This window comes from Arthrobacter sp. NPDC092385 (genome assembly GCF_044755105.1).
GTDB lineage: Bacteria > Actinomycetota > Actinomycetes > Actinomycetales > Micrococcaceae > Arthrobacter_D.
Genome location: NZ_JBIVQL010000011.1, coordinates 46,149 through 70,142, shown reverse-complemented (window position 1 = coordinate 70,142; position 23,994 = coordinate 46,149). Strand labels below are relative to the sequence as shown.

The 23,994-nt window shown below is 68.3% G+C and carries 27 protein-coding genes; 11 read left to right on the top strand and 16 right to left on the bottom strand.

Annotated elements, in window-relative coordinates; translation table 11 throughout:
* Positions 1 to 39: 39 nt before the first annotated feature.
* The 3 genes from ACIQCY_RS14210 to ACIQCY_RS14200 form a co-directional block, all read right to left on the bottom strand.
* Positions 40 to 1,152 (bottom strand): BMP family protein, encoded by a 1,113-nt coding sequence (locus ACIQCY_RS14210; protein WP_400484549.1) that lies wholly within the window; start codon positions 1,150 to 1,152, stop codon positions 40 to 42.
* A 245-nt stretch (positions 1,153 to 1,397) separates the two neighbouring features.
* A complete protein-coding gene (locus ACIQCY_RS14205) occupies positions 1,398 to 2,603 on the bottom strand; it encodes an amidohydrolase (RefSeq protein WP_400484548.1) in 1,206 nt (401 codons plus the stop codon).
* Positions 2,604 to 2,676: 73 nt separating this feature from the next.
* Positions 2,677 to 3,816, bottom strand: coding sequence for a mannose-1-phosphate guanylyltransferase (locus ACIQCY_RS14200; protein WP_400484547.1), 1,140 nt, complete (start codon positions 3,814 to 3,816; stop codon positions 2,677 to 2,679).
* A gap of 304 nt (positions 3,817 to 4,120) precedes the next feature.
* On the opposite strand from ACIQCY_RS14200, the gene sdhC reads away from it, so the two are divergent.
* The 4 genes from sdhC (at position 4,121) to ACIQCY_RS14180 (ending at position 7,630) form a co-directional block, all read left to right on the top strand.
* Positions 4,121 to 4,504, top strand: a complete 384-nt coding sequence (sdhC, locus tag ACIQCY_RS14195) for a succinate dehydrogenase, cytochrome b556 subunit (protein ID WP_400484546.1) — start codon at positions 4,121 to 4,123, stop codon at positions 4,502 to 4,504.
* A 6-nt stretch (positions 4,505 to 4,510) separates the two neighbouring features.
* On the top strand, positions 4,511 to 4,978 hold the full coding sequence (locus tag ACIQCY_RS14190) for a succinate dehydrogenase hydrophobic membrane anchor subunit (protein WP_400484545.1): 468 nt from the start codon (positions 4,511 to 4,513) through the stop codon (positions 4,976 to 4,978).
* Positions 4,979 to 5,066: 88 nt separating this feature from the next.
* Complete coding sequence (gene sdhA, locus ACIQCY_RS14185) at positions 5,067 to 6,845, top strand: succinate dehydrogenase flavoprotein subunit (RefSeq protein ID WP_400484544.1); 1,779 nt, start codon at positions 5,067 to 5,069, stop codon at positions 6,843 to 6,845.
* The gene (locus ACIQCY_RS14180) at positions 6,845 to 7,630 is read left to right on the top strand and encodes a succinate dehydrogenase iron-sulfur subunit (protein WP_400484543.1); all 786 of its coding nucleotides are present in this window, start codon (positions 6,845 to 6,847) and stop codon (positions 7,628 to 7,630) included. Before sdhA ends, ACIQCY_RS14180 begins: the two co-directional genes overlap by 1 nt.
* A 134-nt stretch (positions 7,631 to 7,764) precedes the next feature.
* On the opposite strand, the gene ACIQCY_RS14175 is transcribed toward ACIQCY_RS14180, so the two are convergent.
* From ACIQCY_RS14175 to ACIQCY_RS14155, 5 genes are read right to left on the bottom strand one after another with little or no spacing between them, the layout of a single operon-like run.
* Positions 7,765 to 8,868, bottom strand: coding sequence for a YihY/virulence factor BrkB family protein (locus ACIQCY_RS14175; RefSeq protein ID WP_400484542.1), 1,104 nt, complete (start codon positions 8,866 to 8,868; stop codon positions 7,765 to 7,767).
* A complete protein-coding gene (locus ACIQCY_RS14170; protein WP_400484541.1) occupies positions 8,828 to 9,427 on the bottom strand; it encodes a 2'-5' RNA ligase family protein in 600 nt (199 codons plus the stop codon). Before ACIQCY_RS14170 ends, ACIQCY_RS14175 begins: the two co-directional genes overlap by 41 nt.
* Before the next feature lie 3 nt (positions 9,428 to 9,430).
* Entirely contained in the window at positions 9,431 to 10,468 is a 1,038-nt protein-coding gene (trpS, locus tag ACIQCY_RS14165) for a tryptophan--tRNA ligase (RefSeq protein WP_400484540.1), read from the bottom strand.
* A 15-nt stretch (positions 10,469 to 10,483) separates the two neighbouring features.
* The gene (locus ACIQCY_RS14160; RefSeq protein ID WP_400484539.1) at positions 10,484 to 11,317 is read right to left on the bottom strand and encodes an exodeoxyribonuclease III; all 834 of its coding nucleotides are present in this window, start codon (positions 11,315 to 11,317) and stop codon (positions 10,484 to 10,486) included.
* A gap of 42 nt (positions 11,318 to 11,359) precedes the next feature.
* Positions 11,360 to 11,848 (bottom strand): hypothetical protein, encoded by a 489-nt coding sequence (locus ACIQCY_RS14155; RefSeq protein WP_400484538.1) that lies wholly within the window; start codon positions 11,846 to 11,848, stop codon positions 11,360 to 11,362.
* Positions 11,849 to 12,019: 171 nt separating this feature from the next.
* Between ACIQCY_RS14155 and ACIQCY_RS14150 the strand changes: the two genes are divergently transcribed.
* Positions 12,020 to 12,796, top strand: a complete 777-nt coding sequence (locus tag ACIQCY_RS14150; protein WP_400484537.1) for a hypothetical protein — start codon at positions 12,020 to 12,022, stop codon at positions 12,794 to 12,796.
* A gap of 15 nt (positions 12,797 to 12,811) precedes the next feature.
* A complete protein-coding gene (locus tag ACIQCY_RS14145; RefSeq protein ID WP_400484536.1) occupies positions 12,812 to 13,498 on the top strand; it encodes a class F sortase in 687 nt (228 codons plus the stop codon).
* A gap of 4 nt (positions 13,499 to 13,502) precedes the next feature.
* Here the strand turns inward: ACIQCY_RS14145 and ACIQCY_RS14140 are convergent, their stop codons facing one another.
* From ACIQCY_RS14140 to glyA, 6 genes are read right to left on the bottom strand one after another with little or no spacing between them, the layout of a single operon-like run.
* A complete protein-coding gene (locus ACIQCY_RS14140) occupies positions 13,503 to 14,336 on the bottom strand; it encodes an ABC transporter permease (RefSeq protein ID WP_400484535.1) in 834 nt (277 codons plus the stop codon).
* Positions 14,333 to 15,208 carry an ABC transporter permease gene (locus ACIQCY_RS14135; RefSeq protein ID WP_400484534.1) on the bottom strand — a complete coding sequence of 292 codons (876 nt, stop codon included), beginning with the start codon at positions 15,206 to 15,208 and terminating at the stop codon, positions 14,333 to 14,335. Before ACIQCY_RS14135 ends, ACIQCY_RS14140 begins: the two co-directional genes overlap by 4 nt.
* The gene (locus ACIQCY_RS14130) at positions 15,201 to 16,142 is read right to left on the bottom strand and encodes an ABC transporter ATP-binding protein (RefSeq protein ID WP_400484533.1); all 942 of its coding nucleotides are present in this window, start codon (positions 16,140 to 16,142) and stop codon (positions 15,201 to 15,203) included. The genes ACIQCY_RS14135 and ACIQCY_RS14130 overlap by 8 nt, the downstream gene beginning before the upstream one ends.
* Before the next feature lie 57 nt (positions 16,143 to 16,199).
* Positions 16,200 to 17,093 (bottom strand): bifunctional methylenetetrahydrofolate dehydrogenase/methenyltetrahydrofolate cyclohydrolase, encoded by an 894-nt coding sequence (locus ACIQCY_RS14125; RefSeq protein ID WP_400484532.1) that lies wholly within the window; start codon positions 17,091 to 17,093, stop codon positions 16,200 to 16,202.
* Positions 17,068 to 17,253: a hypothetical protein gene (locus ACIQCY_RS14120; RefSeq protein ID WP_400484531.1), complete on the bottom strand. Its 186-nt coding sequence runs from the start codon at positions 17,251 to 17,253 to the stop codon at positions 17,068 to 17,070. Before ACIQCY_RS14120 ends, ACIQCY_RS14125 begins: the two co-directional genes overlap by 26 nt.
* A complete protein-coding gene (glyA, locus tag ACIQCY_RS14115) occupies positions 17,247 to 18,554 on the bottom strand; it encodes a serine hydroxymethyltransferase (RefSeq protein ID WP_400484530.1) in 1,308 nt (435 codons plus the stop codon). The genes ACIQCY_RS14120 and glyA overlap by 7 nt, the downstream gene beginning before the upstream one ends.
* A gap of 433 nt (positions 18,555 to 18,987) precedes the next feature.
* Between glyA and ACIQCY_RS14110 the strand changes: the two genes are divergently transcribed.
* The 4 genes from ACIQCY_RS14110 to ACIQCY_RS14095 all read left to right on the top strand — a co-directional run bounded on the left by ACIQCY_RS14110 (position 18,988) and on the right by ACIQCY_RS14095 (position 22,746).
* Positions 18,988 to 20,148: an FAD-dependent oxidoreductase gene (locus ACIQCY_RS14110; RefSeq protein ID WP_400484529.1), complete on the top strand. Its 1,161-nt coding sequence runs from the start codon at positions 18,988 to 18,990 to the stop codon at positions 20,146 to 20,148.
* Positions 20,149 to 21,009 carry a formyltetrahydrofolate deformylase gene (gene purU / locus ACIQCY_RS14105; protein ID WP_400484528.1) on the top strand — a complete coding sequence of 287 codons (861 nt, stop codon included), beginning with the start codon at positions 20,149 to 20,151 and terminating at the stop codon, positions 21,007 to 21,009.
* 53 nt (positions 21,010 to 21,062) lie between these two features.
* A complete protein-coding gene (locus ACIQCY_RS14100) occupies positions 21,063 to 21,587 on the top strand; it encodes a gamma carbonic anhydrase family protein (RefSeq protein ID WP_400484527.1) in 525 nt (174 codons plus the stop codon).
* Positions 21,588 to 21,666: 79 nt separating this feature from the next.
* Positions 21,667 to 22,746, top strand: coding sequence for a Gfo/Idh/MocA family protein (locus ACIQCY_RS14095; RefSeq protein ID WP_400484526.1), 1,080 nt, complete (start codon positions 21,667 to 21,669; stop codon positions 22,744 to 22,746).
* An 84-nt stretch (positions 22,747 to 22,830) separates the two neighbouring features.
* Here the strand turns inward: ACIQCY_RS14095 and ACIQCY_RS14090 are convergent, their stop codons facing one another.
* Together ACIQCY_RS14090 and ACIQCY_RS14085 are read right to left on the bottom strand one after the other, a co-directional pair.
* Positions 22,831 to 22,998, bottom strand: a complete 168-nt coding sequence (locus tag ACIQCY_RS14090; RefSeq protein ID WP_400484525.1) for an LPXTG cell wall anchor domain-containing protein — start codon at positions 22,996 to 22,998, stop codon at positions 22,831 to 22,833.
* A 76-nt stretch (positions 22,999 to 23,074) separates the two neighbouring features.
* Positions 23,075 to 23,347, bottom strand: coding sequence for a hypothetical protein (locus tag ACIQCY_RS14085; RefSeq protein ID WP_400484524.1), 273 nt, complete (start codon positions 23,345 to 23,347; stop codon positions 23,075 to 23,077).
* Positions 23,348 to 23,380: 33 nt separating this feature from the next.
* On the opposite strand from ACIQCY_RS14085, the gene ACIQCY_RS14080 reads away from it, so the two are divergent.
* Positions 23,381 to 23,994, top strand: a 614-nt coding sequence (locus tag ACIQCY_RS14080; RefSeq protein ID WP_400484523.1) for a hypothetical protein, incomplete at its 3' end; no start/stop codon positions are given.

Genomic DNA, 23,994 nt, shown 5'->3' with positions numbered 1-23,994 from the left:
GTGCCGCAGGAGGAAGGCGGTGTGCGCTGCGCTGCTGTATTACTTGGGGCTGGCGGCCGAGTCGACCGTGATCTCGCCCGAGATGATCTGTTCCTTCAGCTCGTCGAGCTTGGTCTGCAGATCGGCGGGCACGTTGGCCTCCTGGTCGTGGAACGGCGCGAGCGCCACTCCGCCGTTCTCCAGGGTGCCGACGTACGGCGCGTTGTCGAAGTTGCCCTCGACGTCGGTGCTGATGACGTCCTCGACGGCGTCGCCCATGAGCTTCATGACGGAGGTGAGGATGAACTCCTCGCCCTTGCCGGCCGTCTCGTAGCCGTCCGAGTCGACCCAGATCGCCTTGACGTCCTTGCCCGCGGCGTTGGCCTCGATGACGGCGTCGAGCGTTCCGGAACCCACCGGACCGGCGACCGGCATGATGATGTCGGCACCCTCGTTGATGAAGTTCTGGGTGTTGGTCTTGCCGGCGGCGGCGTCCTCGAAGTTGCCGACGAAGGTGCCGTTCTGGCTCTCCTTGTCCCAGCCGAGGAGCTGGACGTCGCCGCCGGTCTCCTCGTTGAAGTGGGCGACGCCCTCGGCGAAGCCGTCCATGAAGATGGTGACGGTCGGGATGTTGATGCCGCCGTAGGTGGCCACCTTGCCGGACTCGCTGGTCGCCGCCGCTGCGTACCCGGCCAGGAACGCTGCCTGCGCCGTGTCGTAGATGATCGGCTTGACGTTGGGCAGGTCGATCGAGTTGTCGTCGACGATCGCGAAGTTGGCGTCCGTGTTCTGCTCGGCGGCAGCCTTCGTGGTGTCGGCGAGCAGGAAGCCCACGGTGACGGTGAGGTTGCAGCCGGCCTGGACCATGCTGTCGACGTTGGGGCCGAAGTCGGTCTCGGCCTGCGACTCGGCCTGGTTGATCTTGATGCCGAGATCGGCCTCGGCCTTCTTCAGTCCTTCGTAGCTGGACTGGTTGAACGAGCGGTCGTCGAATCCGCCCGAGTCGGAGACGATGCAGCCGAGGTAGTCGGTGCCCGCCTCGGCGCTCGCGCCGCCGCCGGACGAGTCCTCGGCCGGCGGCGCGCCGCAGCCGGAGAGGACGAGGGCCGATACGCCGAGAACGGCGGCGGACAGACCGGTTCCGCGCGAAAACCTGCGCAGTGAGTTCTTCAAAATGCCTCCAGGAAAGAAATGCGCCACGGGGACGAATACCAGTGAGTGTCCATCAACGGTTCACGATTGACCCGAGGCACTGTTTTCACTGAAAGACCGTGGCGCCGCGACACCGTCGGTGCAGCACGTATGGAGACATCCTAAGGGCCAAGTGACGGGGAACACTACACGGGCCGCCTGCAGGGAACGATCGTTCGGATTTCGTTATGGACAGCGGACCGAGGAGGTGTGCGGAAGGGCACCGCTCAGTAGTCCGGGCCCAGCACGGCCTGCAGCGCCGCGGCAGCCATGACCCGGATCCCGGACTCGATGGCACGCTCGTCCGGCGCGTAGTCCCCACGGTGCAGGTCGTACGTCTCCCCGCCGGGAGTGCGCGTCCCGAGCCGCATCATCGCCCCGGGCACCTCCTGGGTCATCCAGGCGAAATCCTCTCCCCCCATGGACTGCGGTGTGAGCACGACGGCGCCCGGACCGAGTTCGGCGCGGGCTGCCGCCTCCAGGAGCCCGGTCTCGGCCTCCTGGTTCACCACGGGAGGCACACCGCGGATGTGCTCCAGCTTCACGTCGACGCCGAAGGGCGCGGCCACCTCCCGCACCGCACGATCGAGCAGCTCGCCCGCGGATTCCCAGGCTTCGGCATCGAGGCAGCGGAGGGTGCCCGACATGAATCCGTGGGCGGGGATGGCATTGGGAGCCGACCCTGAGTGGATCTGCCCCCACACCACGGACACCGCGCTGCGCACGTCGATCCTGCGCGACAGGACGGCCGGCACGTTCACGGCGATGGATGCCAGGGCGAACACGAGGTCCTCGGTCAGGTGCGGGCGCGAGGTGTGGCCGCCCCGCCCGCTCAGCTCGACCCGGAGGGTGTCCGACGCGGACGTGATCGCGCCGATGCGCGTGCCGACGAGGCCGACGTCGATCCTCGGGTCGCAGTGCAGCGCCAGGATGCGCGGGAGGCCGTCGAGCACGCCCTGTGCTATCACGTCGATGGCACCGCCGGGCATCATCTCCTCGGCGGGCTGGAAGATGATCCGCACCGTTCCCGGCAACGGGGCCCGGGCGTGGAGATCGGCGAGCACCAGGGCGACGCCGAGCATCACGGTGGTGTGGATGTCATGTCCGCATGCGTGGGTGATGCCGGTCGAGGCGGACTCGTACGCGAGCCCCGTCTCCTCGATGATCGGCAGCGCGTCGATGTCGGCCCGCAGGCCGAGCCGGAGCGGTCCCTGCCCGACGTCGACGAACGCCCCGGTGCCGTCGAGCCGCTGCGGAGCGAGGCCGGCCTGCTCGAGCCGGGCGACGATGAGGTCGGTGGTGCGGTGCTCCTTGTAGGACAGCTCCGGGTGCCGGTGGATGTCGCGCCGGATCTCGGTCAGCTCGGCGAGCAGCGGCTCGAGCGATGCTCCCACTCGGGCGGTCGGCGGGCTCTGGGTGCTGGACTTTTCCACTCCCTCAGCCTACCGACAGGGGGCCGACGCCCCCGCACAGCGACTCGGAGGTTCCGCCCTTCGGCCGAGCGGACTAGAGGACGTCGGTGTCTCCACTGGCCCGCAGGCGCTCGACGGCCTTCTTGACCTCCTGCGCATGCTCCTTCGTGGTGACGAGCAGGGCGTCCGGGGTGTCGACGATCACGACGTCGTCGATGCCGATGAGGGCGATCACCCGCTTGGTGTCGGAGACCACGATCCCCGACGCGTTCTCGGAGAAGACGCGGGCACCCTCCCCCATGACCGTGAGCTCGCTGTTCTCCTCGGCGGGGTTCAGCCGGCCGATCGCGGCGAAGTCCCCGACGTCGTCCCAGCTGAACTCGCCGGGGATCATGGCGACGTCGCCGGCGGCCGCGGCAGGCTCCGCGACGGCGTAGTCGATCGCGATCTTCGGAAGCGTGGGCCAGACGCGGCGGGCCACCTCGACGCGGCGGGGGGTGTCCCACGCGACGGCGATCTCCATCAGGCCCGCGTAGAGCTCCGGCTCGTTCGCGGACAGGTGCTTCAGCATGAGGTCGACCGGCGCCACGAACATGCCGGCGTTCCAGGAGTAGTTGCCACTCTCGATATAGCCGTCGGCGATCTCCTGCGAGGGCTTCTCGACGAACTCGATCACGGCGTGGGCGCTGGGCGCCCCGTCGACGGCGAGGGGTTCGCCTGCACGGATGTAGCCGAAGCCCGTCGAGGCATGGGTCGGCTTGATGCCGATCGTGACGATGTAGCCCCGCGCAGCGGTGTGGATCGCTTCCCGCACCGCGTCCTGGAAGACCTCCACCGGAGCGATGACCTGGTCCGCCGCGAAGGACCCCATGATGATGGTCGGATCGCGCTGGTGCAGGATCGCCGCGGCGAGCCCGATGGCCGCCCCGGAATCCTTGGGCTCGGACTCGAGCACGAGGTTCATGTCCTCGATCTCCGGCAGCTGCGCAAGGACGGCACGCCGGTGCACGATGCCGGTGACGACCATGGTGCGCCCGTCGCAGAGCGGACGCAGGCGGTCGTAGGTCGCACGGATCAGGGTGCTGCCGGAGCCGGTGAGATCGTGCAGGAACTTCGGGGCGGCAGCCCGCGAGAGCGGCCACAGCCGGGTGCCGGTGCCTCCCGCGGGAATGACGCCGTGGAAGCGGTCCAGGACACTGTCAGGGGTATGGGCAGCCGCCCTCTCGGTACTCATCGCTTCCACGGTAACCGACGGGAGGCCGGTGGCGGGGCTTCCTGCATGCCCGGACAGGGGGCGAGCCCCCTCGGAACCCTGCAATCCCGGCTGCGCGGCCTCCAGGCAGCCACCAGCCGCCGTCCACCCCCTGTCCGGAACCACCTGCTACCCGCAGGTGTTAACAAGGTCACAGGTGAGGCGCCCCTAAATTGAACGGGGAGTGTCACCGGCCTACATTATTCTTATCGAAGAGTGCTGTCGCACCGGCGTAATCCCTGCGTATAACGCGCTAACGCCCATGCGATGCAGGGAGGTAATTTCAATGCCGAAGACACTGACACCAGCAGGCACCCTCTACCGTGGCCGCGAAGGCCAATGGTCCTGGGTCGCCCACCGGATCACCGGGGTCGTGATTTTCTTCTTCCTCCTGGTCCACGTCCTGGACACATCCCTCGTCCGCGTTTCGCCGGAAGCCTACGACGCCGTCATCGCCTCGTACAAGAACCCGATCATGGGCCTCGGGGAACTCGGGCTCGTCGCAGCCATCCTGTTCCACGCCTTCAACGGGGTCCGCGTCATCCTCGTGGACTTCTGGAAGAAGGGCCCCAAGTACCACCGCCAGATGCTCTGGGGCGTCGTGGGCCTCTGGGCGGTCGTCATGATCGCCTTCTCGATCCGCCATCTCTCGCACGTCTTCGGAGGTTAGTACCCCATGGCTACGCCAACCATTGAAAGCCCCCGCTCGGGCCGCGTCGCCCCGGGTTACTCGCGCACCGCCTCCTCGCGCGGCAATTTCGAGATGTTCGCCTGGCTGTTCATGCGCCTCTCGGGCGCCATCCTCCTGGTGCTGATCCTCGTCCACCTGTACATGAACCTCGTGGCCGGTGACGGCATCACGGGGATCGACTTCGGCTTCGTGGCCGGCAAGTGGGCCAGCCCGGTCTGGCAGATCTGGGACCTGACACTGTTGTGGCTCTCCATGCTGCACGGCACCAACGGCATCCGCGTGATCATCAACGACTACGCCGAGAAGAACAGCACGCGCATGTGGCTCAAGGGAGTCCTCTACACGGCGACCGTCGTCATCCTGGTCCTCGGCACCCTGGTGATCTTCACCTTCGATCCCTGCCCGGTCATCGACGGCGTCGCGCACGTCGCGGACTACTGCCCCGCACCGTAGTACCTGCCGGCCTCCGGCAGTTCCCGCATGGCAGGCGCACTCCCGCGCCCGGCGTGCACCACCAGTTTCAACAGAAAGAGCGACCAGCATGCAGGTCCACAAGTACGACGTCGTCATCGTCGGCGCCGGCGGCGCAGGGATGCGCGCAGCCATCGAATCAGGGCAGCGCGCCCGCACCGCCGTCCTGACGAAGCTCTACCCCACGCGCTCCCACACGGGTGCGGCGCAGGGTGGCATGTGCGCGGCACTCGCCAACGTCGAGGAGGACAACTGGGAGTGGCACACCTTCGACACGGTCAAGGGCGGCGACTACCTCGTCGACCAGGACGCGGCCGAGGTGATGGCGAAGGAAGCCATCGAGGCGGTCCTCGACCTCGAGAAGATGGGCCTGCCCTTCAACCGCACGCCCGAGGGACGCATCGACCAGCGGCGCTTCGGCGGACACACCCGTGACCACGGCAAGGCGCCCGTCCGCAGGTCCTGCTACGCCGCCGACCGCACGGGGCACATGATCCTGCAGACGCTGTACCAGAACTGCGTCAAGCACAACGTCGAGTTCTACAACGAGTACTACGTCCTCGACCTGCTGATGGTCGACGAGGAAGTCACCGTCGACGGCGTGACGCGCATCCAGAAGCGCGTCGCCGGCGTGGTCTCCTACGACCTCGCCTCGGGCGAGCTGCACGTCTTCCAGGCGAAGTCGGTCGTCTTCGCCTCGGGCGGTGTCGGCAAGGTCTACAAGACGACGTCGAACGCCCACACGCTGACGGGTGACGGCATGGGTATCGCCTTCCGTCGCGGCATCCCCCTCGAGGACATGGAGTTCTTCCAGTTCCACCCGACCGGCCTCGCCGGCCTGGGCATCCTCCTGTCCGAGGCCGCACGCGGTGAGGGTGCCATCCTCCGCAATTCCGAGGGTGAGCGCTTCATGGAGCGCTACGCGCCGACCATCAAGGACCTCGCCCCCCGTGACATCGTCGCGCGGTCCATGGCGAACGAGGTCCGCGAAGGCCGCGGGGCCGGGCCGAACAAGGACTACGTCCTCCTCGACCTGACCCACCTGGAGCCCGCGCACATCGACGCGAAGCTCCCCGACATCACCGAGTTCGCCCGTACCTACCTCGGCGTGGAGCCCTACACGGAACCCGTGCCGGTCTTCCCGACGGCGCACTACGCCATGGGCGGCATCCCCACCAACATCAAGGCGGAGGTCCTGGCGGACAACGACACCGTTGTTCCCGGGCTGTACGCAGCCGGTGAGGTCGCCTGCGTCTCCGTGCACGGCTCGAACCGCCTGGGGACGAACTCCCTCCTCGACATCAACGTGTTCGGCAAGCGCGCGGGTCTCGCTGCCGCGGAATACGCCCTGACGGCCGACTTCGTGGAGATCCCCGAGAACCCCACGGTCGAGACCGAGGAGCTCCTCAACCGGGCACGCAGCTCGGAAGGCGGTGAGCGCGTCGCCCTGATCCGCAAGGAACTCCAGGACGTGATGGACGCCAATGTGCAGGTGTTCCGTACCGAGGAGACGCTGCTCGAGGCCCTGCGCGTGATCGACTCGCTGGAGGAGCGCTACACGCGCATCACCGTGCAGGACAAGGGCAAGCGGTTCAACCTGGACCTCCTGGAGGCCGTCGAACTCGGGTTCCTCCTCGACATGGCGAAGGTCATGACGGCGGCGGCACTCCACCGCAAGGAGTCCCGTGGGGGCCACTTCCGCGAGGATTACCCCGAGCGCGACGACGAGAACTTCATGACCCATTCCATGGCCTACAAGGACCCCAGCGCCACTGAGACCAGCGGCGTCCGCCTTGAGACCAAACCGGTGATCTTCACCCGATACCAGCCCATGGAGCGTAAGTACTGATGAGTACCGAAACAGTAGAGAAAGAGCCGGCCTCGAAGATCGAGCTCAGCAAGGACGTCGCCGGCGGGGAGATCCCCACGTTCGACGTCACGCTGAAGGTCCGCCGCTACAACCCGGAGGTCTCGGACGAGGCCCACTGGGACGAGTGGCAGCTGACCATGTACGGCACGGACCGCGTGCTGGACGCCCTGCACAAGGTCAAGTGGGAGCATGACGGTTCCGTCTCCTTCCGCCGCTCCTGCGCCCATGGCGTCTGCGGCTCGGATGCCATGCGCATCAACGGCCGCAACCGCCTCGCCTGCAAGACGCTGCTGAAGGACCTCGACACGTCCAAGCCCATCCTCGTGGAGCCCATCAAGGGCCTGCCCGTGGAGAAGGACCTGATCGTGGACATGGAGCCCTTCTTCCAGTCGTACCGCGAGATCATGCCCTTCCTGATCAGCAAGGGCCACGAACCCGCGAAGGAGCGGCTGCAGTCCGCCGAGGAACGCGACCGCTACGACGACACCACCAAGTGCATCCTCTGCGCCGCGTGCACGTCGTCCTGCCCGGTGTTCTGGACGGATGGACAGTACTTCGGTCCGGCCGCCATCGTGAACGCCCACCGGTTCATCTTCGATTCGCGTGATGACGCCGGCGACATGCGCCTCGAGATCCTCAACGACAAGGAAGGCGTCTGGCGCTGCCGGACCACCTTCAACTGCTCGGAGGCCTGCCCCCGCGGCATCCAGGTCACGAAGGCGATCTCCGAGGTCAAGCAGGCCATCCTGACCCGCAGGGTCTGACGTCCGACACGAGTGACCACGCACTTCGATGTGCCAGGAAGGGCGGCCCGCACCAGCGGGCCGCCCTTCCTGCTTCATGGTGCCCCGTGCATGTCACTGCCACGGGCGATCCACCCGGCAGCAGGATGGGCAGGTCAGGTGGGAGGATTTCCGGTGCCGGGTTTCCGGCGGCTCCGCTGGCGCAGGGTGCCGCCCTTCGCATGGTGTTCGCGCTGCGCCCTGGTCTCGGCGTCGGCCGTACCCACGGCGCACCACGCCGTCGCCAGCAGGTACACCTGGCTGAGGAGGAAGAACCAGATGAACAGCGCGAGGATCACGGCGAAGGACAGCAGCAGCGGATTGTTGCCGAAGGTGCCGAGGATCTGAGCCGAGAAGGTCCGTAGCAGTGTGGTCCCGAGCCCCGCGATGATCGCCCCCTGCAGCATGACCCGGCGCGGCATCTCGATGGCCGACGCCGTGCGGAACAGCACCACGGCCACGAGGATGTCCAGCAGGATCATCACGGCGAAGCCTGCCGCCTGCGTCAGCACCTGGGCCACTGCGGCGAGGTCGAGGAGGGCCAGGAGTGCGTCCAGCGTGTTGGTGGCGACGATCCCGAGTCCGGTGGTCACGAGCATGATGACACCGAGCACTGCGAGCGTGCCGAGGTCCTTCAGCCAGAGCAGGACAGGGGGCGCCGTGACGGGCTGGAGCGCGAAGATCCCGCGCATCGCCTGGCGCATTCCTCCGATCCAGCCGAGTGCCGTCACGAGCATCACGGCCGACGAGACGACGATCGTCCAGCCCAGCCCACTGGTGGCATCGAAGAGGCGAGCGGGGGTCACGAGGCCTCGCCCGTCCTCCCCCATGTCGATCAGTCCGGGTACGGCCCGGTCGAGGGCGTCCACGGAGAGCTCGCGGAGGTCCTCGTCGCCCGCGACGACGATCCCGAGTGCGGCGAACCCGACGACGAGGAGTGCCGCGATCGCGAAGAACAGGCGGTATGCCAGCCCGGCCGCCATCAGCGGACCTCGCCGCTCGTAGTAGAGCTGGACGACCCGTACGGGCCGAAGGGTGTAGAACCGGCAGATCGCCAGGTCGACCCGCGCCAGCAGGAGCTCCGAGCCCCCGCTGCCGGTGCGGGTCAGCCGGCCGACGCGCACCTGCGCGTCGACGACCCTGCGGTGGAGGTCGGTCAGGCTCGCCGGAGAGGGCTGCTCAACCCGCGGCGGCTTGGGAGCCGTCAGTGTCTTCGCCAAAGTGCAGCTCCTCCCTCAGCTTCCAGAGCCCCGACGGCACATGCTCGTAGAGTCCCATGGATCGCACCTCGAACGAGGCTTCGAACGCATGGAGTTCCTCGACGGCCGCATTCATCCCGGCCTCGGAGACATCGTGCGCCACCGTGACGTGCGGATGGAAGGGGAAATCGAGGTCGCGTTCGAGCGGTCCCGCCTGGAGCCTCGAGTGCAGGTCGACGCACTCGTCGAAGCCGTCGACGAGCTTCAGGAACACCACCGGCGACACCGGCCTGAAGGAGCCCGTGCTGCTCAGGCGGACCGTGAATGGCCGCTGCCGCCGGGCGATGGCGCGTACATGATCGATCGTCGCGTCCCAGTCGGAGGCCGGCGTCGTCGTGATGAGCGTGATGTGCGGCGGTACCACCGCGGCCATGGGATCACCGAAGGACGCCCGCCACGACTCCAGGTCGCTCGCGAGCGGTTCCGGGATGGGGATGGTGATCCCCACGCAGCTGCCGTCGATCCGGGAGTCGGACAGGGCTGTCCTCGCTCCGCTGGGCCGGCCGGTCGGGACGCACATGGATCAGAGGGCTGCCGCGGCGGGGAGGAAGCCCACGCGGGCGTACACGTCGGCGAGCGTGGGAGCGGCCAGGGCACGTGCCTTCGCCGCGCCCTTCGCCAGGAGGCGATCGAGTTCCGCGGGATCGGACAGCAGTTCCTCGGCGCGGTTCCGGACCGGGGTGAGCGCCTCGACCACGACCTCGGCCAGGTCCACCTTGAGGTGCCCGTACATCCGTCCCTCGTAGTCCGCCTCGAGCTCGGGGATGCCCTTGCCGGACAGGGCCGAGTAGATCGCGAGCAGGTTCGAGATGCCCGGCTTCTCCGCCGTGTCGAAGCGGATCTCCGTGCCGGCGTCGGTGACGGCCGACCTGATGCGCTTGGCCGTGACCTTCGGGTCGTCCAGCAGGTTGATCAGCCCGGCGGCCGACGAGGCGGACTTCGACATCTTCGCCGTCGGATTCTGCAGGTCGTAGATCTTCGCCGACTCCTTCTGGATGAAGGGCTTCGGTACCACGAAGGTCTCCCCGAAGCGGGAGTTGAAGCGCTGGGCGAGGTCGCGGCTCAACTCCACGTGCTGCCGCTGGTCCTCGCCGACCGGGACGCCGTCGGGCTGGTAGAGCAGGATGTCCGCGGCCTGGAGGACCGGGTACGTGAAGAGCCCGACGCTCGCGGCGTCCGTACCCTGCTTGGACGCCTTGTCCTTGAACTGGGTCATGCGGGATGCCTCGCCGAAGCCGGTGATGCAGTTGAGCACCCACGCGAGCTGCGCGTGTTCAGGCACGTGCGACTGCACGAAGAGCGTCGCCTCGTCCGGATCGACGCCTCCGGCGATGTACTGCGCGGCGGTGAGGCGGGTGCGCTGCGCCAGCTCCTGCGGATCCTGCGGCACGGTGATCGCGTGCAGGTCCGGGATGAAGAAGACGGCGTCGTACGTCTCCTGGAGGCGCACCCAGTGCACGAGCGCGCCGAGGTAGTTGCCGAGGTGCAGCGAACCGGCGGACGGCTGCATGCCGGAGAGGATGCGCTGGCGACGAGCCGGCGCGGGGGTGGAATCGGTCATGTGCTGTCCTGGCTCCTAGAGCTGGTAGTCGACGACGAGCGGGGCGTGGTCCGAGAACCTCGTGTCCCAGCTCGGCGCCCGGTCGACGTCGGCGCTCAGCGCGCTCTTCGCGAGCGCCTGGGTGGCCATCTGGTAGTCGATGCGCCAGCCGGTGTCGTTGTCGAATGCCTTGCCGCGCCACGACCACCAGGTGTACGGGCCGTCCACCTCGCCCGCGAGGAGTCGCGCCACGTCGACGAAACCGCATTCGTCCGAGAAGAACCGGTCGAAGTAGGCCCGCTCCTCGGGCAGGAAGCCGGCGTTCTTGACGTTGCCCTTCCAGTTCCTGATGTCGAGTTGCGTGTGGCCCACGTTGAGATCACCCATGACCACGGCATGGTCCGCGCCGTCCCTGAGCTGGGGCAGCCGCGCGATCATCGCGTCGAGGAAGCGGTACTTGTCATCCTGCTTCTGCGTGCCGACGTCGCCCGAATGGACGTATGCACTGACGACCGTCAGGCTCGCGCCGTCGATCTCGAAATCGGCCTCGACCCATCGACCGGCGGTGTCGAAGTAGCTGTCGCCGATGGTGGTCCGTGTGGCGGTGGGCTCCCGGCGGGAGGCGATGGCCACTCCGGCCCGGCCCTTCGCCTCGGCCTCCGTATGGAGGATGTGCCAGCCGTCACCGAGCAGGCTGCGGACGATCGAGTCGGGCGCCCGGACCTCCTGCAGGCAGAGGATGTCGACGTCCCGGCCGTCGAGCCAGTCCTGCATGCCGCGCTTGTACGCGGCCCGGATTCCATTGACGTTGACGGAGGCGATGCGCAGCGGTTTCTGCGGAGGATTCGATGCCGGACTCACTCGATCCACCTTACCTCGCGGGGTATTCCGATTCATCCTGGCTTCCGCGCCTCAGTCGACGACGGTGCCCTCGACGGGGCCGTCGGTGGATCCCTTCATCATGGACCGGGCATTGTGCGAGGTGATCTCGATCGTCTCGAGGGCACGCTCCACCATGCCGTCGTCCTTGCCGAGGTACTCCCGGACCACACCGACCTGCACCTGGACGATCTTGAAGCTGTGGTCGAGCTTGAGGTCCCGTGCCCTGTCGACGGCGACCGGCGCGGCGGGCGACTGCCCGGAACCGCCGAATCCGGTATGGCCCTGGAGACGCGCGGTGGCCTTCCGTGCCGCCGAACGCAGGCTGAAGACCACGAAACTGAAGACCAGGAGCCAACCGAGGGAGACGATCACCACCAGCCAGCCGATGACGTCGTTCTGGTTGGCCGCGAAGACGACCGCGACCAGGAACACGACCAGCATGACCGCCATCCCGGCGCTGCCCATGCGCATGCTCACACCCCGGCCCGCGGGCCGCCCATCGTTTCCTAGTTGCTGCATCCGTCCATTCTCCCGCACGCCCTGCAGCACTCCTGTCCCTTCCACCGCGGGCGAACTGTCAGGATTCTCGAAGTTTCCTCCCATCTGCGCCCATCCGTGATGGCAGTCACCCCGAAGTACAGTCATGCGCGCCCCACGGCGCGCTTCATTCGCACTATGGAGGAATTCCCGATGAACAAGAAGATGCGTTTCCTCGCAGTACCGGCCCTCGCCATCAGCGCCGTCGCTATGGCGGGTTCCCCCGCCATGGCAGCCGACGGCTCCTACTCGTCCACCCTGGGCCAGCTCAACGGCACCACGGGCACCGGCACGATCACCGTCGACGTCAAGGGCGACCAGGCGACCGTCAACCTCCAGGTGTCGGGCCTCGCCCAGACCTTCATGGACGCTCCGTACCCGCACGTCCAGCACATCCACGGTGGCGCCAAGGGTGTCTGCCCCACGCCTGCCGATGACGCCAATGGTGACGGCATCGTCAACGTGGCCGAAGGCGCGCCGGGCTATGGCGATATCGTGACCACGCTCACCACCTCCGGTGCGACGACCCCTGCCGAGGGCCTGAACCTCGCCCTCGGCGGCCAGGGCGGGACCTACTCGATCCAGCGCACCATCACCCTTGATGCCGCTACCCAGTCGTCGCTCGAAGCCGGCACCGCCGTCGTCGTCGTGCACGGCCTGGATCCCGCCACCGCCGGCGTTCCCGCCGAGGTCTTCGGCAGCCCTTCGGAGCTCAAGCCGGAACTCCCCCTCGGTGCGACCTCCCCCGCCCTGTGCGGCACGCTCGTCGCGTCACAGATGGGCGCCATGCCGTCCGGCGGAGCCGATACCGGTGTAGCCCAGGAGACCGGTTCCAACGCCGGCGTCCTCGCCCTCGGTGGCGGCCTCGTCCTGGCAGCAGCAGCCGGCGGAACTCTGATGGTCCGTCGCCGCGCAGCCAGCAACGCATAGTCCTGATCACTTCCCATGATCAGTAGGAACACCGGCCACCGCTGGGGCTTCACGGCCCCGGCGGTGGCCGCCCTCTTCTTCCTCGCCGGTTGCGGAACCGGGGACGCTCCCAGAACCGCCCCGGATGCCCCAGCTTCCGCAAGCACCGCGAGCGCGGCTCCGTCCGCAGCCGGACCGTCTGCAACGCCTCCGGCTGCTGTGGCCGCCCCCGCGGCCCCCGCGCCCCCCGCGGCCCAGCCTCCCGTGCTCCCCGCCTCGGCGCCGGTCACGCTGGAGATCCCGTCCATCGGTGTACGTACCGAGCTACTGCGCCTCGGCCTGCGCGAGAACCAGAGCCTGGAGGTCCCGCCGGACGGCCCGGGCGCGCCGGCGAGCTGGTACGACCGGTCCCCCACCCCGGGCGACCGCGGACCCGCCGTTCTGCTCGGGCATGTCAACGCCACCGACGGGGGCAAGGGCGTCTTCGCGGAGCTCCGCTCCCTCACGTCCGGTGACCGCATCGACGTGGTCCGGGAGGACGGCACGACGGCGGTCTTCGAGTTCCAGCGCGGCGAGGCGTACGAGAAGGACGAGTTCCCCACCCTCACGGTGTACGGAAACACGCCCGGCTCGGAACTGCGCCTGATCACGTGCGACGGCTACAACCCGGACACGGGAGAATTCGACGACAACTACGTCGTCTACGCGACCCTCGTGGCCTGATCCCCTACCTGAGGAACAGCTTCCGCAGTCGCAGCGTGGTGAGGAGCATGCCCACCGCGATCATGACGAGGAAGTAGCTGAGGTGGAGGACGGTCGCCGGCGAGAACGAGGCGACGCTGATCTGGCGCAGCAGTTCCACCCCGTGCCACAGGGGCAGTGCCTGGATGAACCACTGGATGCCCTGGGGGTAGACGCTGAGCGGGTAGAACGTCGCCGAGAACAGGAACATCGGCAGCATCACGAAGTTGATCCATTCCATCTGCTGGAACGTCTTCATGAAGCTCGTGATGCCCATGCCGAAGGACGCGAAGCCGAACGCGATCACGACGGACGCCGGGATCACGAGCAGGGCCACCGGGGTGGTGATCAGCCCCATGAGCGCCATCACCGCGGTGAAGCCCGTGGCGTACAGGGCGCCCCTCAGCAGGGCCAGGAAGATCTCCCCGATCGCGACGTCCAGCGGCCCGAGCGAGGTGTAGAGCATGCCCTGGTACAGCTTCGCGAAGTTCATCTTGAAGAACACGTTCCAGGTGCTGTCATACACCGCGCCGTTCATCGCGGAGACGGCGAGCAGCGCGGGGGCAATGTACGCCGCATAGCTGATCTCCTGCCCGTCGGGGCCCTGGACCGTACCCACGAGAGCGCCGAGGCCCACTCCCATGGACAGGAGGTAGAGCACCGGCTCGAAGAAGCCCGACACCATGATCAGCCAGTTGCTGCTCCGCGTGGCCAGGAGCCCGCGCGCGATGACGGCCTTCGCGTTGCGCGAGTACAGCGCGGCCAGGGGGCGCCTCGATCCGTCGAGTGCATAGTCCTGCGCGGTGAGCTGCGTACTCATCTGCCCAGCCTCCTCGCGTAGACCGAGCGTGCCAGCCGCAGGCCGACGACGGCGAGGACCACGAGGAACAGTACGTGGACGACGGCGAGCCAGGGCGGTAGGGCGTACCCGTAGGTCAGGGCCCGGCCCAGTTCCGTCCCGTGCCACAGCGGGGAGATCCAGCCGATCCACCGCAGGAACACCGGAAGGGTGTCCAGCGGGAAGAAGGTCCCGGAGAAGAGGAACAGCGGCGTGACGACGAAGCGCATGACGAGCGCGAACTGTCCCTTGTCCTCCTCGATGCTCGCGGAGTAGGCCATGAGCGGGAGCCCGAAGGCGAGGCCCGCGAGCACAGCGACGGGGATGGCGGCAGCGCCCGTGGCGGACGGCGAGGCGCCGAAAGCGGCGACGATCAGGAAGTAGATGATGGTGGTGGCCGTCAGGCGGGCCGTGATGGCGATGACATGGCCGTTGACGATCTGGCCCGGATTCAGCGGCGACGCGTGCGGCCCGTAGTAGAGCCGCCGCCACTTGAAGCCGGACATCACGGGGTAGGTGAACTCGGTGGCGGCGGTCATGATCGTCGCCGAGGCCAGCAGGGCCGGCGCGATGAAGGCGAGGTAGCTGACTCCCCCGAATGCTCCGGCGGAGTTCTGGTCGACGAGGGTGGCGAGTCCTACCCCCATGGCGAAGAGGTACATGACCGGGGTGCCCACGCTGGAGGCGAGCAGCGTCCAGCGGTAACTGCCCATGGCCCGCAGGACGTGTTCGGCGTAGTACCACGAGCCGAACGTCCGGGCGCGACTCGCCGACACCTCGGGCTTGTGCGCGTGCAGCCGGTACGGCCGGTCTGCGGAGTCCTGCGCGACGGCGGCGGGCTCGTGGTCAGTCAACGAGGCTCCTCCCGGTCAGGCGCAGGAAGACGTCCTCGAGGGAGGAACGCCGTACGAGGGACGTGATGGGCCTCAGGCCCCGCGCCATCACCTGCTCCAGTGCCGCCTCCCCGTCGTTCGCGTAGATCAGGACGCGGTCCGGCAGCGGCTCGAGGCGCTTACCGATGCCCTGCAGGTCCCCGGCGACGGTGGTGTTGCGTTCGGACCCGAAGCGCAGCTCGAGGACCTCGCGGGTCGAGTGCTCGCGGATCAGCTGCGCAGGCGAGCCCTCGGCCATGATCCGGCCCTTGTCGACGACGACGAGCCGGTCGCAGAGCTGCTCCGCCTCATCCATGTAGTGGGTGGTGAGGATCAGCGTCACGCCGGACTCCTTGAGCCGGAACAGGCGGTCCCAGAGGATGTGGCGGGCCTGGGGATCGAGGCCCGTGGTGGGTTCGTCCAGCAGCAGGATCTTCGGCTCGTTGATGAGCGACCGCGCGATCGTCAGTCGCCGCTTCATGCCGCCGGAGAGCGCGTCGACCTTCGCCGTCGCCTTGTCCGTGAGTTGCGCGAACTCGAGCAGTTCATCGGCCTTCGGCCTGAGGTAGCTCATGGGCAGCCCGAAGTAGCGCCCGTAGACGATCAGGTTGTCGCGTACCTTGAGTTCCTCGTCGAGGTTGTCCTGCTGCGGGACGACACCCAGGTGCGCGCGCACCTCGGGTCCGTGCTCCTCCGGGTCCAGGCCCATGATGGCGAGACGGCCCGAGGTGCGCTGGGAGACACCGCCGATCATGCGCATGGTCGTCGACTTCCCGGCTCCGTTCGGGCCGAGAAGGCCGAAGGACTCGCCGGCAGGTACCTCGAAGGAGATGCCGTCGACCGCCCTGAAGTCGCCGTAGTGCTTGCTGAGCTGCTGGGCGGAGATGACCGGAGGGCCGGAGGGATTGGTGAGCACCCGCCCAGCCTAGGCGAGAACCCCCATTGGGAGAAGCCAATGGGGGTGCAGTGAACCCTACGAGCGGGCGGCCCGGCGCTCCGCGGCCTCGACGACGTTGGTGAGCAGCATGGCCCGGGTCATCGGCCCCACTCCCCCGGGGTTGGGCGACAGCCAGCTCGCCACCGTCGCGGCCTCCGGATCGACGTCGCCGGTGAGCTTCGCCTTCCCCGTCTCCGGGTCCTCGACCCGGCTGACACCGACGTCGAGCACGATCGCTCCGGGCTTCAGCTGGTCCGCACCGATCATGTGCGGGATGCCGGCGGCTGCGACGACGACGTCGGCCCGGCCGAGGTGATCGGCGAGGTCGACGGTGCCGGTGTGCGCGAGGGTCACGGTCGCGTTGATCTGCTTGCGCGTCAGCAGCAGGCCGAGCGGGCGCCCGACGGTCACTCCGCGCCCGACGACGAGCACGTCGAGGCCCTTGAGCGCTATATCGTGCCGGAGCAGGAGCTCGACGATGCCGTGCGGGGTGCAGGGCAGCGGCGAGTCCATCTCTGCGTTGACGTTGAGGACCAGCTTGCCCAGGTTGGTGGGGTGCAGTCCATCGGCGTCCTTCGCCGGATCGATGCGTTCGAGGATCGCATTCGTGTCGATGTGCGCGGGGAGGGGGAGCTGCACGATGTAGCCCGTGGTCGCGTCGTCCGCGTTGAGTTCGTCGAGGACGGCCTCGAGCTCCTCCTGCGTGATGGTGTCCGGCAGGTCCCGTCGCACGGAGGTGATACCGACCTGCGCGCAGTCGCGGTGCTTGCCCGCCACGTAGGAGTGGCTGCCGGGATCGTCGCCGACGAGGACCGTGCCGAGGCCCGGCGTGACGCCGCGCTCGCGCAGTGCGCCCACGCGCTCGGTCAGTTCCGCCTTGATCTGCGCGGCGGTCGCCTTGCCGTCAAGGATGCGGGCTGTCGTGCTCATGCGAATCGTCCTTCTCGAAGTGCTGGTCCAGTTGCTCGAGCAGGAATGCCTTGCCGCGGTCGCAGCAGCCGGTGAAGCAGCATTCCTCGGTGGGGATGTCGAACTCCGTCGACGCGGCAGCCCTCGAGGTGAGGGCGCCGTGCGGAACCGGATCTACCACTCCTCCTGGCCCGGGTAGAGCGGGAAGTCCGCAGCGAGCGCGGACACGCGCGCACGGAGGGCCTCAACGTCGGGTGAAGGCTTGAGGGCCGCGGCGATGATCTCCCCGACCTCGGTGAACTCCGCGGCGCCGAATCCCCGGGTGGCGAGGGCCGGCGTACCGATGCGCAGGCCCGAGGTGACCATCGGCGGGCGGGGGTCGAACGGCACCGCGTTGCGGTTCACGGTGATGCCGACCGAGTGCAGCACGTCCTCGGCCTGCTGCCCGTCGAGCGACGAGTTGCGCAGGTCCACCAGCACGAGGTGCACGTCGGTGCCGCCGGTGAGGACCGAGACGCCGTGCTCGGCGACGTCGGAAGCTGTCAGGCGCTCGGCGATGATGCGCGCGCCCTCGAGGACGCGCTCCTGGCGTTCCTTGAACTCGGGAGATCCTGCGATCTTGAAGGCCGTGGCCTTGCCCGCGATGACGTGCATGAGCGGTCCGCCCTGCTGTCCCGGGAAGACGCTCGAGTTGAGCTTCTTCGCCCACTCCTGCTTGGCGAGGATCACGCCCGAGCGCGGCCCGGCGAGGGTCTTGTGCACGGTGGACGTGACGACGTCGGAGTGCGGGACCGGGCTGGGGTGCACCCCGGCCGCGACGAGGCCCGCGAAGTGCGCCATGTCCGTCCACAGGAGTGCGCCGACCTCGTCCGCGATGGAACGGAAGGCCGCGAAGTCCAGCTGGCGGGGGTAGGCGGACCAGCCGGCGATGATGACCTGGGGCTTCTCGGCGACGGCCTGCGCCCGGACTCGTTCCATGTCGAGCCGGTGGGTGTCCTCTTCGACACCGTAGGCTGCGACCTCGTAGAGCTTGCCGGAGAAGTTCAGCTTCATGCCGTGGGTGAGGTGTCCGCCGTGCGCGAGGGACAGGCCCATGATCTTGTCGCCGGGCTTGATCATCGCGGCGAGCGCCGCGGCGTTGGCCTGGGCGCCGGAGTGCGGCTGGACGTTCGCGAACTCGGCACCGAAGAGCGCCTTGACACGCTCGATCGCGAGGTTCTCCGCGACGTCCACGTGCTCGCAGCCGCCGTAGTACCGGCGTCCGGGGTATCCCTCGGCGTACTTGTTGGTCAGGACGCTGCCCTGGGCCTCGAGGACGGCGCGGGGAGCGAAATTCTCGGAGGCGATCATCTCGAGGGTGTCCCGCTGCCGGGCGAGCTCGTCCCGCAGGACGGCGGCGATCTCCGGATCCACCTCGGACAGGGGTGCGTTGGTGACGGAATCTGCGGCAGCGCGGGAGGGAGCCGTGGGCGAAGTGGTCATCGGTTGATCCTTCTGTGGGTCTCGCAAGAGGTCAGCGTGAGTCGCGGATGGGAGTCGGATCGATCATCCGCGCCCCGGCCGCTCATGGAACGTGACCCGCGGCCCAGGCGTGCGATCCGTGGTCTGCACTGGAAGCGCAGGCGCTCCCGGGGGATCATCCTGGCTCCACGCCGCTTCCTGGTGGTTGCCCACCCTACGCCAGTCGCGACGGTCCCATGCTAGCCGTACGACGGCGTGGCCCGCCACCGCTACCCCCCGTGCTCCCGGCGAGCGCGGGCACGCACGATCGGCCGTCCGGCCCCGCCGGTGGCTACCGCGCGTGCCATACCCCGCCCGTGCCGGGGAGTCCCGGAATACGGGATCCGCCTGGTCCGTTCGGGATGAGTGGGACGGATGCCCGATGGACGGGGTCCACCAGGAAGGATCCTGATTCATGCGCGAGCCGGTTCGGGAAGCATCGGTGGGCGGGGACGTCCGCCGCGTGCGCGTCGTCGTGGTCGGTGCGGGCCAGGCGGGGCTGAGTAGCGCCTACCACCTCCGGCGCAGGGGCCTGCAGCCGCACCGCGACTTCGTGGTCCTCGATGCGAACCCTGCGCCGGGAGGGGCATGGCTGCACCGCTGGCCTGCCCTGACCTTCGACGCCGCACACGCGCTGCACGACCTCCCCGGGTTCCCCCTCGGCACTCCTGACCCCGAGGAGCCGGCCTCCCAGGTGGTGAACCGGTACTACGGGGCCTTCGAGCGGGAGTTCGACGTGCCGGTCGTGCGGCCGGTGTCGGTGGTCCGCGTCGAGCCGGAGGCGGACCCGGACTCCGATGGGCACCACAGCTCCCCGGACACGCCCCTGCGGGTGACGACCACCGGCGGTACGTGGATCGCGGACGTCGTCATCAGTGCGACCGGCACCTGGGACCGCCCGTACTGGCCCTACTACCGGGGCCGCGACATCTTCAAGGGCCGTCAGCTGCACACGCACGACTACCGTTCCGCAGCCGAGTTCGAGGGCCGGCGGGTGCTCGTGGTGGGCGCCGGGACGTCGGCCGTGCAGTTCCTCCTCCAACTCCATGGGGCAGGCGCCCGGACCACCTGGTCCACCCGGCGCCCGCCGTCCTTCACGCGCCGCCCGTTCGACCCCGAATGGGGCCGGGAGGTCGAGGCGGAGGTGAACGCGCGCACGAGCGCAGGGCTTCCGCCCGCCAGCGTGGTGTCCGTGACCGGTTTGTCCCTCACCGCGCAGTACCAGGCGGGCATCGACGCCGGGATCCTCGTCTCTCGGGGCCCCCTGGCCGAACTGCGCGCGCACTCCGCGCTCTTCTCCGACGGTTCGGAGGAGCCCATCGATGCAGTCCTCTGGGCCACCGGCTTCAGGGCGGCACTGGACCACCTGGCTCCGCTGCACCTTCGGGAGCCCGGCGGGGGCATCCTCATGGACGGCGTCCAGGTGGTGAAGGAGCCACGGCTCCTGCTCGTCGGCTACGGCGCTTCGGCGTCCACGCTCGGCGCATCCAGGGCGGGCCGCGCAGCGGCGACCGCAGCCGCCCGGTTCCTCCAAGACATCGCGTCACACTCGGAGGCTGCCGGTAATCTGGCTTAGGTGACCTCCCCCGACGCATCCAGCTCCTATTCGCTCACACTGTCGTGCCCCGACCGGCCCGGAATCGTGCACGGCGTGTCCGGCGCCCTTGTGGGCGTAGGCGCCAACATCACCGAGTCGCAGCAGTACGGCAGCCCGGACACGGGCACCTTCTTCATGAGGGTGGCACTCACGACCGCTGCGGGCGAGGAGGACCTCCGCGGGGCCCTCGAGCCCATCGCCTCGGAGTTCGGGATGGACTGGTCGCTCGCAGCGTCGGAGCGGCGCACCCGGACGCTCATCATGGTCTCCAAGGCCGCGCACTGCCTCAACGACCTCCTGTTCCAGCACCGGTCCGGCACGCTCGCGATCGACATCCCCGTGATCGTGTCCAATCACCGCGACCTCGAGGACCTCGCCGCGTTCTACGGGATCGAGTTCCACCACATCCCGGTGACGCCGGAAACCAAGCAGGACGCCGAAGATGCACTGCGTGCCCTGATGGACCAGCACGACATCGAGCTCGTGGTCCTCGCCCGCTACATGCAGATCCTCAGCGATGAACTCTGCGAGGACCTGCTCGGCCGGGCCATCAACATCCACCACTCGTTCCTGCCGTCCTTCAAGGGCGCCCGGCCCTACCACCAGGCCCACGCACGCGGGGTCAAGCTCATCGGCGCCACCGCCCACTACGTCACCGGCGCTCTCGACGAGGGACCCATCATCGAGCAGGAGGTCATCCGCGTGGACCATGCGCGCACGGCGGAGCAGCTGACGTCCATCGGGCGCGAGCTCGAGGGACGCGCCCTCGTCCAGGCCGTGCAGTGGCATGCGGAACGGCGGGTGCTGCTCGACGGGCGCCGCACCATCGTCTTCAACTGACGCGACTCCCCTGTGCCCGCCGGGGCGTGACCGGCGTCGCCTAGGCTGACGCCATGGCACATCTCATTCCCTTCCGGGGCAGGACCCCCAGCATCGGCGACTCCGCCTTCACGGCTCCTACCGCGTCCGTCATCGGGGACGTGACGCTCGGTGCGTTCGCGAGCATCTTCTACGGGGCGAGCGTCCGCGCGGACACCGCTCCCATCACCATCGGTGAAGGAACCAACCTGCAGGACAACGTGGTGGTCCATGCGGACCCCGGCTACGCGGCGAGCATCGGCGACCGGGTGAGTGTAGGGCACGGCGCCGTGGTGCATGGCTGCACCATCGAGGACGACTGCCTCATCGGCATGAGCGCCACCGTCATGAACGGCGCCGTCATCGGCTCCTGCTCCCTCGTGGCGGCCGGCGCCGTCGTCCTCGAGGGGACCGTCGTCCCTCCGCGCTCGCTCGTCGCGGGCGTCCCGGCGAAGGTGCGCAGGGAACTGGACGACGACGAGATCGGTGCCATCAGGGCGAACGCCGATCGGTACCGGGACCTCGCGCAGGAACATCGTCGAGCGTTGGCGGGCTCCTGAACCAACGCGTGCGGGTCTCTCCTCCGTAAAGCCCCTGCCCAGGATGGACGCGGGACCGGCCAGCGGCAAGGATAGGTCCATGAACCCACAGAACCGGATCGCCGTTCCCCCCTGCGCGGAAGCAGGAGCTCCCAGCCCGATCGCCGCTACCGGCCGCCCCTTGAAGTGGGGTGTCGTCGCGACCGGCGGCATCGCTGCCAAGGTCACCGCGGATATCGCCCTGCTCGAGGATGCGGTGCTCCACGCAGTCAGCTCCCGGAGCACGGACAGCGCTGCCGCCTTCGCCGAGCGCTTCGGGTTCGCCACCAGCTACGGCAACGACGGCGGGGTGGACGGCTATCAGCGGCTCGTCGACGATCCCGAGGTCGACGTCGTGTACATCACGACCCCCCACGGCCAGCACTACGACGTCGCCAAGGCAGCGCTGACGGCCGGCAAGCACGTGCTGTGCGAGAAGCCCTTCACCATCAACGCCACCGAGGCGGAGGAGCTGGCCGGACTGGCCTCGGACCGGGGCCTGTTCCTCATGGAGGCCGTCTGGACGCGCTTCCTGCCCAGCGTCAACCGGGCCTGGGAGATCATCCACTCCGGTGAACTGGGCGACATCCGGTGGGTCCAGGGCGACCTCGGCTTCACCGCCCCCGATGACCCGAGCAGCCGCCTCTGGGATCCGAAGGCCGGTGGCGGTGCCCTGCTGGACCTCACCGTCTACCCGCTCACCTGGGCCCTGGGATCTCTCGGCTTCCCCGATTCGGTGTCCGCCGTCGGGACGCTCAACAGCGACGGCGTGGACCTGCAGAACGCGGTGACGCTCAGCTATGAGGGTGGCGCGTACGCCCAGTTGTCGTCGTCGTTCATCGCGTCATGCCCCGGCCAGGCGACCGTCTGCGGGTCGAAGGGTTGGCTGAAGACCGGAGGCGGGAACCTCCACAACCCGAAGGAGCTGACGATCAAGGCCGGTCAGGGCGAAGCCCGCGTGGAGCAGTTCGAGCAGGTTGGAGCCGGTTACACCTACGAACTGCGCGAAGTGACCCGCTGCATCCAGGAGGGCCTGACGGAGAGTCCCACGATGCCGGTGGGCGACACGGTGAAGACCATGCGCCTGCTCGACGGAGTGCGGTCCCAGATCGGCCTCCGGTACGCGAACGACGCCGCCTGACCGATACCCCGCGCCGAAGGACGGGCTCCCCGCAGCGGATGCTGCAGGGAGCCCGTCCTTCCTCGTTCTCGGGGCCTGCCCGGTCTAGGCGTTCGCCTTCGACCGGCGCAGGACCAGCAGGGTACCTGCACCACTGACGAGCAGGAGCGAGCCGAACAGCAGGATCTGCTGCTCGTCGAAGCCCGTGGAGGCCAGTGCCTTCGACGTGCCCGTTCCGGTGGTCGCAGCGCCTGCGGATGCTGATACCGTCACGCCGGCTGCTGCGACGGAGACCGTACCGGGCGTTGCTACCGGGCCACCAACACCGTCGTCGCCCGTTTCGGGAGCTTCAGGGGCGGGCGCCGAGTCCGAAGGAGTCGTCGGAGTCGTCGGAGTGGTCGGGTTCGACGGCGTCGTCGGGTTCGACGGCGTCGTCGGGTTCGACGGCGTCGTCGGGTTCGACGGCGTCGTCGGGTTCGACGGAGTGGTCGGAGTCGTCGGAGTCGTCGGGTTCGTCGGAGTCGTCGGGTTCGACGGAGTCGTCGGGTTCGACGGAGTCGTCGGGTTCGACGGAGTCGTCGGGTTCGTCGGCGTCGTCGGCGCTTCGGCGCCGGTGCCGCAATCAAGGCTCCTGTCACCGACCAGGGTGACGCCGTTGCATCCGACATTCACAGGCACGACGATCTCCGGAGAGATCACGTTGCCGTCCAGGATGCCGCCGCTGAGCAGCCCGCCATCCAGCAGCCCGCCATCCGTCGTTCCACCGGTGGTGCCGCCGGTCGAACCGGTTGTGCAATCCGACGCGCTGTCACCGATCAGGGTGACACCGTTGCATCCGACATTCACAGGCACGACGATCTCCGGAGAGATCACGTTGCCGTCCAGGATGCCGCCGCTGAGCAGCCCGCCATCCAGGATTCCCCCGTCAGTCGTGCCACCGGTGCTGCCACCCGTGCTGCCACCCGTGCTGCCGCCCGTGCTGCCGCCCGTGCTGCCACCGGTGGTGCCGCCGGTCGAACCGGTTGTGCAATCCGACGCGCTGTCACCGATCAGGGTGACACCGTTGCATCCGACATTCACGGGCACGACGATCTCCGGAGAGATCACGTTGCCGTCCAGGATGCCGCCGCTGAGCAGCCCGCCATCCAGCAGCCCGCCATCCGTCGTGCCACCGGTGCTGCCACCGGTGGTGCCGCCGGTCGAACCGGTTGTGCAATCCGACGCGCTGTCACCGATCAGGGTGACACCGTTGCATCCGACATTCACGGG

Coding starts and splice junctions, on each gene's coding strand:
- ACIQCY_RS14110 (WP_400484529.1), top strand. CDS start 18,988: ATGCGCGAGCCGGTTCGGGAAGCATCGGTGGGCGGGGACGTCCGCCGC.
- ACIQCY_RS14190 (WP_400484545.1), top strand. CDS start 4,511: ATGGCTACGCCAACCATTGAAAGCCCCCGCTCGGGCCGCGTCGCCCCG.
- sdhA (WP_400484544.1), top strand. CDS start 5,067: ATGCAGGTCCACAAGTACGACGTCGTCATCGTCGGCGCCGGCGGCGCA.
- ACIQCY_RS14125 (WP_400484532.1), bottom strand. CDS start 17,093: ATGAGCACGACAGCCCGCATCCTTGACGGCAAGGCGACCGCCGCGCAG.
- ACIQCY_RS14170 (WP_400484541.1), bottom strand. CDS start 9,427: ATGTGCGTCCCGACCGGCCGGCCCAGCGGAGCGAGGACAGCCCTGTCC.
- ACIQCY_RS14200 (WP_400484547.1), bottom strand. CDS start 3,816: ATGAGTACCGAGAGGGCGGCTGCCCATACCCCTGACAGTGTCCTGGAC.
- sdhC (WP_400484546.1), top strand. CDS start 4,121: ATGCCGAAGACACTGACACCAGCAGGCACCCTCTACCGTGGCCGCGAA.
- ACIQCY_RS14155 (WP_400484538.1), bottom strand. CDS start 11,848: ATGCAGCAACTAGGAAACGATGGGCGGCCCGCGGGCCGGGGTGTGAGC.
- ACIQCY_RS14180 (WP_400484543.1), top strand. CDS start 6,845: ATGAGTACCGAAACAGTAGAGAAAGAGCCGGCCTCGAAGATCGAGCTC.
- trpS (WP_400484540.1), bottom strand. CDS start 10,468: ATGACCGATTCCACCCCCGCGCCGGCTCGTCGCCAGCGCATCCTCTCC.
- ACIQCY_RS14140 (WP_400484535.1), bottom strand. CDS start 14,336: ATGAGTACGCAGCTCACCGCGCAGGACTATGCACTCGACGGATCGAGG.
- glyA (WP_400484530.1), bottom strand. CDS start 18,554: ATGACCACTTCGCCCACGGCTCCCTCCCGCGCTGCCGCAGATTCCGTC.
- ACIQCY_RS14150 (WP_400484537.1), top strand. CDS start 12,020: ATGAACAAGAAGATGCGTTTCCTCGCAGTACCGGCCCTCGCCATCAGC.
- ACIQCY_RS14145 (WP_400484536.1), top strand. CDS start 12,812: ATGATCAGTAGGAACACCGGCCACCGCTGGGGCTTCACGGCCCCGGCG.
- ACIQCY_RS14100 (WP_400484527.1), top strand. CDS start 21,063: ATGGCACATCTCATTCCCTTCCGGGGCAGGACCCCCAGCATCGGCGAC.
- ACIQCY_RS14095 (WP_400484526.1), top strand. CDS start 21,667: ATGAACCCACAGAACCGGATCGCCGTTCCCCCCTGCGCGGAAGCAGGA.